Consider the following 10,061-nt stretch of genomic DNA (forward strand, 5'->3'; position numbering starts at 1 on the left):
GGCGCAATGCCTTCACCTGAATCTATTGGGACACCGTACACATGCCCGGACGGTGAATCGTCGAGTAGGGGTGCGACCGGAATCCCCCTCACGGGGGCTGCCGCTCCCCCCTCACCCGGGCGTGACCTGCGACGGAGAGTCCTGGTTCGGGGGCCGCGGAAATAGACGACGGCCCGTCGTGAAGCCACCTTGCGGTGGCGTCCACGACGGGCCGTTGGCTCCGCTTGAACTTCAGCGGAGCCGGCGTCTGTTCAGCTCAGGCGCGAACGCCCACAACCGATGTAGATGCGACGCTTCGGATGCGTCGCTTAGAGACCGCGGACGTTGAGGGCCTGCGGGCCCTTCTGGCCCTCGCCGATCTCGAACTCGACGGGCTGGTTCTCCTCGAGGGTCTTGAAGCCGGTACCCTGAATTTCGGAGTAGTGGACGAAGACATCGTTGCCTCCGTCGGCCGGGGCGATGAACCCGAAGCCCTTCTCCGAGTTGAACCACTTAACGGTGCCCTGTGCCATTGTTGATGTACCCCTTTAGGTTGTTGGACGTGAGCGCGCCGCCATGCAGACGACGATTCAATCCGTCAGTCTGCCACGTATCGCCCGAATGTTCTGCTTTCGGGGTTAGGCGACGACGAGTGAGCGGAGCGGCCCGGCGGCCGCCGAAATGACGGAGGGGGTGGTCAGGTGCATGGTTTCGGGCGGGAACTTCTCGAACCGGTAATTGCGGCCCACCCCCGGGCGACGGTCACGCACATCGCGGATTTGCCGGCGCGCGTCGGCCGAACCACCGATTGGCCGGCGTGGGTGCCGCCGCATCTGTTGGCTGCGCTGGCGGAGCGGGGGATCGACGCGCCGTGGACGCACCAGGCCGAGACGGCGGATCACGCGTGGACGGGGCGGCATTGCGTCGTGGCCACCGGAACCGCGTCGGGCAAGTCGTTGGGGTATCTGCTGCCGGTGCTCACCGAGCTGATGGCCGATCCGACGGCCACCGCCTTGTACCTGTCGCCGACGAAGGCGCTGGGCGCGGATCAGTTGGCTGCGGCACGCGAGATCGCCGTCGACGCGGTGCGGCGGGGGCGGGACGGCGACGCGGACGGCACGGGCGGTCCGGCGGATGGAGCCGGCGCCCCGGTCGCGGGCGGCTCGGCGGATGCGGCCGGCGCCCCGGTCGCGGGCGGCCCGGCGGATGCGGGGCCTCATCCGGTCGCCGTAACCTCGTACGACGGCGACACTCCGAAGGATGTCCGTCGGGCGGTTCGGGAAGGGGCACGCTGGATCTTCACCAACCCGGACATGTTGCACATCGGCATGCTGGCCCGGCATCAGTGGTGGGCGCGGGTGCTGCGGAAGCTGCGGTACGTGGTCGTCGACGAGTGCCACGCCTATCGCGGGGTGTTCGGGGCGAACGTGTCTCTGGTGTTGCGGCGGCTGCTGCGCATGGCGCGGCATTACGGCGCCGAGCCGACGGTGGTGTTCGCCTCCGCCACGACGGCCGATCCCGCCGCGCAGGCGGCGCGTTTGATCGGCGAGCCGGTGGAGTCGGTGCTCGATGACGGCGCCCCCGTCGGCGAGCGCACCATCGCTTTGTGGGAGCCGGGGCTGCTGCCGGATCTGACCGGTGAAAACGGTGCCCCGGTGCGGCGTCCCGCCACCGTCGAGGCGGCGGACATCATGGCTGATTTGCTTGACGACGGCGCCCGCACGCTGACATTCACCAGGTCGCGGCGCTCTGCGGAGACCATCGCCCTGGGCGTGCGCGAACGGTTGGACAAGCGCGGGAGAGCCGACATCGGGAAGCGCGTCGAGTCCTACCGCGCCGGGTATTTGGCCGAGGATCGCCGCGACATCGAGCGTCGCCTCGACGACGGTGATCTGCTGGGCGTGGCCACCACCAACGCCCTGGAGTTGGGCATCGACGTCGGCGGTCTCGACGCCGTGGTGCAGGCGGGGTTCCCGGGTACGGTCGCGTCGTTTTGGCAGCAGGCCGGACGGGCGGGCCGCCGGGGCCAGGGGGCGCTGGTGATCCTGGTCGCCCGCGATGACCCGATGGACACCTACCTGGTCCACCATCCTTACGCGCTGTTGGGTCGGCCGGTGGAGGCCACCGTCTTCGACCCCGCCAACCCCCATGTCTTGCGGGGCCACGTCTACTGCGCGGCGGTTGAATTGCCGCTCACAGATGATGTTCTGGCCGCATGGGGTGCGGTGGACGTCGCAAAGCAGATGTCCGAGGATGGCTGGCTGCGCAAGCGCCGCGACCGCTGGTACCCCACCGACCGCGACGAGGGGCCGCGCATGTCCGGCGCGCACGAGGCCGTGGATCTGCGGGGCGGGCGTGGGCAGGACGTCGCCATCGTCGACGGCACCGACGGGCGGCTGCTGGGCACGATCGACGTCGGCCGGGCGATGCAGCAGGTCCATGACGGGGCGGTCTACCTGCATCGGGGCGAGAGTTTCGTCATCGACCACCTCGATCTGGATTCGCTGCTGGCGCTGGCGCACCCGGAGGAGCCGGAGTGGTCGACGCATTCGCGGATGGACACCGACATTCGGATTCTGGAGGTTGACGTCGTGCGCGACGTGGCGCCCGGCGTCCAGGTCGCGTCGGTGGACGTGGAGGTGGAGCACCGGGTGACGTCGTATCTGCGGCGGCTGCCGTCGGGCGAGGTCCTCGATTCGGTGGAGCTGGATTATCCGCCGGAGGTGCTGGAGACCCGCGCCGTGGCGTACACCCTGTCGCCGGCGGTGCTGCGGCGGTGGGGCGTCGACGTCGCGGACGTGCCCGGCGCGCTGCATGCGGCGGAGCACGCGGCGATCGGCCTGTTGCCGCTGGTGGCGACGTGCGACCGGTGGGACATCGGCGGCGTGTCCACCGCGTTGCACGTCGATACGGGCCAGCCGACGGTGTTCGTCTACGACGGCCACCCGGGCGGGGCGGGGTTCGCGGACCGTGGTTTCGAGGCCTTCGCCGCGTGGATCCGCGCCACCCGCGACGCCGTGGCCGCGTGCGAGTGCGAGACCGGCTGCCCGTCGTGCATCCAGTCCCCGAAGTGCGGAAACGGCAACGAGCCGCTGGACAAGGCGGGCGCGATCAAGGTGTTGTCGGGGCTGGCGGCGGCGCTGGAAGGCTGAGGCCGACGGCGGCGCCGGAGGGAACTGAAGGCGCTGAGGCCGGAGTCGTCGGAAGGACGAGGCCGGCGGCACCGGAGGAATGACGCCGACGACGGCGCCTTCTTTTGGCCGATCCGCGGGCGGGCGGGCCATGCGACCGTTAGTATCCGGAAACATGATCGACGCCGACCAGATCCCCACCAACGCCCTGAAGGGCCTGAAGGTCCTCAATCTCGCCGTCAACGTCCCCGGCCCGTGGGCGGCTGCCCGGTTGGGGATGCTCGGAGCCGAAGTCACCAAGGTCGAACCGCCCGTGGGCGATGCGCTGGAGACGTGGTGCCCGTCCTGGTACGGCGAGATGGCGGCCAACGTCACCGTCGAGCGCGTAGACGCCAAGACCGCCGAGGGCCGTGAGCGTCTGAACGAGCTTCTCGACGGCGCCGATGTCCTCATCACCTCCGTCCGCCCGTCGGCGCTGGCGCGCATGGGTCTCACCGATGCGGTCGAGGCGCACCAGCATCTGTGCCACGTGGAGATCGTCGGCGACTCCGAGGACCCGGAGCATCCCGGCCACGACCTGACGTACCAGGCCGCGGCGGGCACGCTGGCGCCGCCGACGATGCCGCGCGTGCTGCTCGGCGATCTGCTCGGCGCGGAGCGCGCGGTGTCGGCCGCGCTGGCTCTGCTGCTGCGTCGCGCGAAGACCGGTCACGGCGGCCACGCCCGCATCGGCCTGCGTCAGGCCGCCGACGCCGGTGCCGCCGGCCACCGTCACGGAATGACGGCGGAGGGTGGTCTGCTCGGCGGTGCCGTGCCCACCTACGGTCTCTACGAGGTCGAGGACGGGTGGGTCGCCGTCGCCGCCCTGGAGCCGCACTTCCACTCGCGTCTGCACGATCTCACCGGCGCCACGGATCAGGAGTCGCTGGCCGATTACCTGCGCAGCCGCAAGCGCGCCACCGTCCTGCGGTGGGCCCAGGATCACGACCTGCCCATCGCCGCCGTCGAGTAAACGTCACCTCCTTTCCTCCTTCGGGCCCCGAGCTTTCCTCGGGGCCCGTTCATTCCTCGGGTCCCGCCGACTCCGCGGGTCCCGCCCGCGCCACGGCCGACCGCTGCCCGCGCGCAACGGTGACCTGCACGTCTTCGCCATCGCGGACGCAACCGTCGACGGTCGCGCCGTTGGCCGCCGCGATCCGGGCCGCGGCATCGCATCCTCCTCCCCCTCGTTGCGCGTCGACCGCACCCGCCACCGCCGCAAGGTCCGCGGCGACGGCCGCCCGACGCTGTTCCACCAGCACCGCACCCGCCTGGATGGCCGCCATCGTCAGCGTCAGCACCAGTGCGGTGATGAACGCCCCGGTCACCGTCGTCGAACCGCGCTCATCACCCGGCCACGGGCGAATGTCCTTCCGGCTCATTCTTCGACCAGGGCGGTCGCGTGGCCGACGACGTCGTAAAGCGGAAGGCGTTTGGTGACGGTGACCCGAACGGTCTCGCCGCTCGTGGTGACGCTCACCGCCGCACCCGAAATGGCTCCGCGCGCCGACTGAGCCGCCGCAACGTCGCCCCGGGCCTCCGCGCGGGCGATGTGCCCGGCGGCGTCGGTGACCGCCACATGCATGGCCACCACCGCAATCGCCCCGAGCGCCACCATCAGCACGGCGATGAGCGTGGACAGGGCGAAGGCCGTCTCCACCGTCGCCTGCCCGTCATCGTCGGCGAGCAGACGACGCACGCGGCGGATCACTGCGTGTTCAGCGCCCGCTCGATGATGTCGGTCAGCGCATCGGTGATCTGGCCGCCGGTGACCACGGTGTAGAGCAACGCACCGAACGCCGCCGCGGCGACCGTGCCCAGGGCGTATTCGACGGTGCTCATCCCACGGTCGTCGACGGCCACGCCCATCGCACGCCGGCGGATGGTGCGGAACAGCTTTGCGACGGGATTGTCCGACGTGCGTTCCGCCCCTCCCGTGTCGGCGCAGTCGTCGGCATCGGCGCACATGCACGTCTGCGAGCACCGATCGGCGGTGTCGGCGATCGCGGGTGCGCCGAAGCGGGCGGTGCCGCCGGTGGCGGTGGCCGCGGGGGAATTGGTGTCGTAGGGGTTTTCGAGCCAGATGTCCGGGTCGACGTTGATCATGGTTCCTCCTGGTTGGATTGATGTGTTTCAGCTGGTTGACGTGGTTGATGTCGTGCCGCGTCGGTTGCCCGCGGTGGTGGCGCGGTCTCCCCGGCGGTCCCCGCGCCAACGCTTCCCACCCGCCCCTCACGTCGGCCCCACCGTCAGCGATCCGAGCATCGATTCGGCCAAGCCGGCGATCGTCGGAATGAGCCCGAGGACCACGAACGCCGGCAGGAAGCACAGCGCCAACGGCCCCGCGATGAGCACGCCCGCCCGCTCGGCCGTCGCCTCGGCCCCGTCACCCGCCTCCGTCCGGCGCGCCACGGCCAGTTCGGCGACGCCCGCCGCCATCGCCGCGCCCGAGTCCCCGGAACGCCTGGCCAGAGCCACCAGATCGGACAATTCGGGCTCGTCCTCGAGCACCTTCCACGGCGAGGAGACGCCGAGCGCCATGCGCATCGAGACGTCGTGAAGCGGACCCGACAATCGTGGTGACGCGGCGGTCGCGGTCGCGGAGGCCGCCTCCCCGGGCGGCATGCCGGCGCTCAAGCAGGCGGCGAGAAGGTCCAGCGCGGAGGCCGCGTCGAGCAGCCGCATCGGATCGGCCGCCCGCTCGCCCCCGCCGAATCGACGGCGGATGCACTGGCGGATGGATCGACCGATGTGCGACCGCACGAGCGGTTCCGCCCCGTCTTTCGCACCCGTCGCGCCCGCCGCGCCCGCCGTCCCGCCGTCGGCCGCGGCGAGCTCCGGCCATCTCTCGGCGACCCGAACCCCCGTGGGCACGAGCGCGGCCGCCGCCATCAGCACCAGGGCGAGGATCATCGCGTCCCCTCCGCCGTCGCCAAAATCCGGTTGCCCCACAGCGCCCCGGCGCAGGTCAGCCCCACTCCGACGATGAGCACCACACCACCCAGGCTCCCGGCGAACAGAAATCCCACCGGTCCCGCCCCGAGCGCCTGTCCCATGGCCACGCCCAGCACCGGCAGCGCCATGAGGATCAGCATGGTCACCCGCGGCCCCGCCAACGCCGCGGCGGTCCGCGACCGGTGCGCCCGGCGCGCCACGACGTCCCCGCGCCCGTGGTCGATGACGTCGGCCAACCGCAATCCGTGGGTCTCCGCCACCCGCCACGCGGCGGCGAGCCTGCGCAATTCCAGCATCGCGGGAGCGTCCTCCACCGCCCGTTCCAACGCCGCCGAGACAGACCCGCCCAGCCTGGCCCGCGACGCCGCCTCCGCCAATGCCCCGGCCAGAGGCTGCCCGGCTTCCTCCGCCGCAGCGGTCAACGCGGCAACCGGGGTCGCCCCGGCCCGCAGGTCCGCGGCCAGCACCTCCGCCGCCCGCGCGGCAGACGCGGTTCCCGCATCCAACTCCCGCCGCTTCCGGGCCTGGCCGACCAACGACATCGCCGTCCGCGCCACCATCACCGCCGCCAGCGCCACATGAGGCCCGGCCAACAACAACGGCGCCGCGGCCAGAAACCACGCCCATCCGGGAAGCGTGACGACGCCCCCTCGGCTTCCGCTTCGCCCCGCCGCCGCGTCCAACTCGGGAATCCGGTCCCGCGGGGACGGAGCCGGCCAACCCCACACCGCTGCGGCCAGCAGCAGTGCACCGGCGGTCATGGACACCTGCGTCATGACGCCGCCTCCCCGGATCCCGGCTCCGCCCCGCGTCCCTGCTCCGCCCCGCGGGTCAGTTGACGGAACAGCCCCATCGCCTCCCCCTCGCCGTCGCGGTGGTGCCAGGCGGTGCGCACCCGCACGGGATTGCCGTCGAGCACCCCGACCTGCGCCAATCGCCGCCGGCCCGCGACCTTCTCCACCGCGAGCACCACCCGCAGGGCCGGCGCCAGCTGTGCGTGCAGCGCCGCATGCCCCAGGCCGCCCAACGCCCCGAGCGCCTCGAATCGGGCGGGAACGTCGGCGGCGGTGTTGGCGTGCACGGTCCCGGCGCCGCCGTCATGGCCGGTGTTGAGCGCGGCGAGTAGGTCCACCACCTCAGCGCCGCGGATCTCGCCGACGATGATCCGATCGGGCCGCATGCGCAGCGCCTGCCGCAGCAGATCGCGTTGCGTGATTTCACCCGCCCCCTCGATGTTCGGGGGCCGTGCGACGAGCTTGACCACGTGCGGATGATCGGGGTGCAGCTCCGGGGTGTCCTCCACGCACAGCAACCGCTCGCGATGCGGCACCTCCCCCAACAGCGCGGACAACAACGTCGTCTTGCCGGCGCCCGTTCCTCCGACGACCACGAAGGCACGTCGTGAAGCGATGACCCGGCGGGCCATGTCCGCGGCCGCACCCGCCACCGAACCCGAGGCCACCAGGTCATCGAGGCCCATGGACGCCCGACGCAGGACGCGGAGGCTGATGAGCGTCGCACGATCGGCCGGCGGCGACAGCATCGCGTGGACGCGCACGCCCGCATCCCCCGCGCCACCGGGAAGGTGGCCGTCGACGAAGGGCTGCGCGTCATCCAGGCGCCGCCCGCACGCCGACGCCAACCGGACGGCGAGGCGGCGCACCTCGGCGTCGTCGCGGAAACCCACGTCGGCGGGTTCGGGTCCGGCGCCCCGGTCGACCCACACCTCATCCGGCGCCGTGACCAGCACATCCGTCACCCCGGGCATGCGCAACAGTCGATCGAGCGGCCCCGCGCCGACGAGCTCCCCGCGCAACGTCCGCAGCAGCGCCAACAACTGGGCATCGCCGACGACGCCGCCGGTCTCCTCCCGCACCGCCCGCGCGATCTCATCGGCGCCCACGCCCGCCGACGACTCCACCAGCCTGCGCCGCACCCGGTCCAGCAGTGCCGCGTCGATCCCCGCGTCGATCCCCACTCCGATCACCGCAATCCCCGGCCCGGGTCCCCGGCGCGGGCGCCGTCGGCGGCGTCGAGGACGGGGGCCAGGGACCGCATGAGCTTGACGACGCTCCGCCCCAACCCTTCCACCTCGATTTCCCGGGGCACGGCGCGGAGGTGGGGCATCTCCGCGATGACGTCGAGGCCCGTGGCGAAGCACACGTCATCGATGGTCACCCCGCCCGGTGCGGGCCACCGGACGACGGCCACGGGATCGCCGCCCATGCCCCGGAGCACGGCGGCGTGGCGTGCGGCGGCGGCCAACCCGCGCACCGTGGCGGGGACGATGACGGCCAACACGTCGGCGCGGGGTGCGACGACCTCGGCGATCGCGCCCGCACCGGGCAGATCGACGACCGCGGTACCACCGGATCCGACCACCGCATCGACGACGGCGGACACCGCACGCGGGGTGATCGACCACCCGTCGTCGGCGCGGGAACGGGGGCCGGTGAGGATGCCCGGGCCGTCGTCGTCATGCAGGAACCCGGCGCCGGCGCGGCCGAGCGCACCGCGCACGCGTGCGCTCGGCACCGCCCCGAACAGGGCCCCGGCGTCCAGCGCCCCCGCCTCGGCGCGGACGTCCGGCCACCGCACGCCGGGTTCCGCTTCCGCCCCGAGCAGCAGGTCCGCGCCTCCGGAAAACTCGTCGGCGTCGACGAGCAGGGCATCCGACGTCCGCGACGCCGCCATCGCCAGCACCGCCGCGGCCGTCGACGCCCCCGCTCCCCCTACCGCCGGCACGCAGGCGATCACGCGACCGGCCCCGACCACTCCCGGCCGTCCGATCCACCCCACCAACTCCGCGCCGCACGACGGCAACGCCACGGGGCCGCCGCACCCCAGGCGCCGCGCCACCTCATCGGGCGGATCGGCGTCGTCGGAATGCAGCAGGTACAGCCCCTCCCTGGCCACCCGGGCGCCGTCGCCCGCCTCCGCCACGTCGAGCACCCCCACCGCCCGTCCCTCATCGACGAGGATCGCCGCGCACCGCCGCCACGCCGCGTCACTGGGGTCGGGCGCATCCACTCGCACCGCCCGCCGCCCGGTCGCCGCGATGATCGTCGCCGCCTCCTGCTCCAGTTCGGGATCCCCGACGGCGATGATCACGTCCTCCGGCCCGGCGGGACCGGTCGTCTGCTCGTCCATGCCCCGAACCATGCCCGGGCACGCCGGCTGCAGCACTGCGGAAGGGCCGTCGAAAAGCCCGGATTGTGGATGAATCGCGTCGTGTGGAAAACCTCGGGTCGCCGGGCGTCACCGCGGTCGATAGGGTCGACGAGCAAGCAAAACCACATTTCCAAATAGGGAGACCCATCATGGCGAAAACGATCGTTCTGCACCCGTTCGAAGGCGTCGAGTTCCCCACCCCGTCCGGTACCGGCATGGTGCGCTTCGGCGACGATCTCGATGCCGTCGCCGCGGTGCTGGGCCCGGACTTCACCCGGACCCCCGGCTCATCGCGGATCACCTTCGATGAACCGTTCGTCCATGTCTCCATCGGCGACGGCGGAGTGGAATTCATCGAACTCGCCGCCGACGAACCCGGTGCCGCCATCGAGCTCGGCGGCGTCGACCTCGCCCGACTCGACGCCATCGAATGCGCCCGCCACCTGCGCGAGGTCAATGGTGACGCCGATGTCAACGAGGACGAGGCCCCCGCCAGTTACGTGTACGCGGGCATCGGCGTCTCGGTATGGCAGAGCCACGCACTGCAGACGGCCCTCGACGAACTGGCGGCCGCCCGGGCCGCCGACGAGGAACCCGAGGAGGGCATCGACTTCTTCGAGGGGGAAGTTGAACTCGCGCGCCATTTCGAGGCGATCGGCCTCGCGTCCCGCGGGTACGTGCAGGAATACTTCGCCTAGTCCCGGACGCCGGGGCGCATGCGGGATTCGCGTAGTCCCGGCCGACGGGGCACCTGCGGAAATAGCGACGCCCCGCGCCGGGGGGGGG

The 10,061-nt window shown here is 72.0% G+C and carries 11 protein-coding genes; 3 read left to right on the forward strand and 8 right to left on the reverse strand.

Translation table 11 applies throughout. The annotated features are described in order from the left end of the window. Positions 1-308 precede the first annotated feature (308 nt). Positions 309-512 carry a cold-shock protein gene (locus HMPREF3121_RS06085; RefSeq protein WP_070520969.1) on the reverse strand — a complete coding sequence of 68 codons (204 nt, stop codon included), beginning with the start codon at positions 510-512 and terminating at the stop codon, positions 309-311. 168 nt (positions 513-680) lie between these two features. On the opposite strand from HMPREF3121_RS06085, the gene HMPREF3121_RS06090 reads away from it, so the two are divergent. After that, positions 681-3,131, forward strand: a complete 2,451-nt coding sequence (locus HMPREF3121_RS06090) for a Zn-binding domain-containing protein (protein WP_070520971.1) — start codon at positions 681-683, stop codon at positions 3,129-3,131. Positions 3,132-3,285: 154 nt separating this feature from the next. Continuing rightward, positions 3,286-4,122 (forward strand): CoA transferase, encoded by an 837-nt coding sequence (locus HMPREF3121_RS06095; RefSeq protein WP_070520974.1) that lies wholly within the window; start codon positions 3,286-3,288, stop codon positions 4,120-4,122. Positions 4,123-4,171: 49 nt separating this feature from the next. Here HMPREF3121_RS06095 and HMPREF3121_RS06100 read toward each other — a convergent pair whose 3' ends face one another. The 7 genes from HMPREF3121_RS06100 to HMPREF3121_RS06130 all read right to left on the reverse strand — a co-directional run bounded on the left by HMPREF3121_RS06100 (position 4,172) and on the right by HMPREF3121_RS06130 (position 9,254). Further along, positions 4,172-4,531: an Rv3654c family TadE-like protein gene (locus HMPREF3121_RS06100; RefSeq protein WP_070520977.1), complete on the reverse strand. Its 360-nt coding sequence runs from the start codon at positions 4,529-4,531 to the stop codon at positions 4,172-4,174. Then, positions 4,528-4,848 (reverse strand): TadE family type IV pilus minor pilin, encoded by a 321-nt coding sequence (locus HMPREF3121_RS06105; RefSeq protein ID WP_141743001.1) that lies wholly within the window; start codon positions 4,846-4,848, stop codon positions 4,528-4,530. Before HMPREF3121_RS06105 ends, HMPREF3121_RS06100 begins: the two co-directional genes overlap by 4 nt. 8 nt (positions 4,849-4,856) lie before the next feature. Next, the gene (locus HMPREF3121_RS12875) at positions 4,857-5,018 is read right to left on the reverse strand and encodes a DUF4244 domain-containing protein (RefSeq protein ID WP_224371992.1); all 162 of its coding nucleotides are present in this window, start codon (positions 5,016-5,018) and stop codon (positions 4,857-4,859) included. A 363-nt stretch (positions 5,019-5,381) separates the two neighbouring features. Beyond that, a complete protein-coding gene (locus tag HMPREF3121_RS06115; protein ID WP_070520986.1) occupies positions 5,382-6,062 on the reverse strand; it encodes a type II secretion system F family protein in 681 nt (226 codons plus the stop codon). Continuing rightward, a complete protein-coding gene (locus HMPREF3121_RS06120; RefSeq protein WP_083291335.1) occupies positions 6,059-6,880 on the reverse strand; it encodes a type II secretion system F family protein in 822 nt (273 codons plus the stop codon). Before HMPREF3121_RS06120 ends, HMPREF3121_RS06115 begins: the two co-directional genes overlap by 4 nt. After that, a complete protein-coding gene (locus tag HMPREF3121_RS06125) occupies positions 6,877-8,088 on the reverse strand; it encodes a TadA family conjugal transfer-associated ATPase (RefSeq protein WP_070521053.1) in 1,212 nt (403 codons plus the stop codon). Before HMPREF3121_RS06125 ends, HMPREF3121_RS06120 begins: the two co-directional genes overlap by 4 nt. Then, positions 8,088-9,254, reverse strand: coding sequence for a CpaE-like family protein (locus HMPREF3121_RS06130; protein ID WP_070520989.1), 1,167 nt, complete (start codon positions 9,252-9,254; stop codon positions 8,088-8,090). The genes HMPREF3121_RS06125 and HMPREF3121_RS06130 overlap by 1 nt, the downstream gene beginning before the upstream one ends. A gap of 170 nt (positions 9,255-9,424) precedes the next feature. Between HMPREF3121_RS06130 and HMPREF3121_RS06135 the strand changes: the two genes are divergently transcribed. Continuing rightward, a complete protein-coding gene (locus tag HMPREF3121_RS06135; RefSeq protein ID WP_070520991.1) occupies positions 9,425-9,973 on the forward strand; it encodes a hypothetical protein in 549 nt (182 codons plus the stop codon). The last annotated feature ends 88 nt before the right edge of the window (positions 9,974-10,061 follow it).

Source organism: Corynebacterium sp. HMSC11E11 (assembly GCF_001807025.1).
GTDB classification, from domain to species: Bacteria; Actinomycetota; Actinomycetes; order Mycobacteriales; family Mycobacteriaceae; genus Corynebacterium; species Corynebacterium freneyi.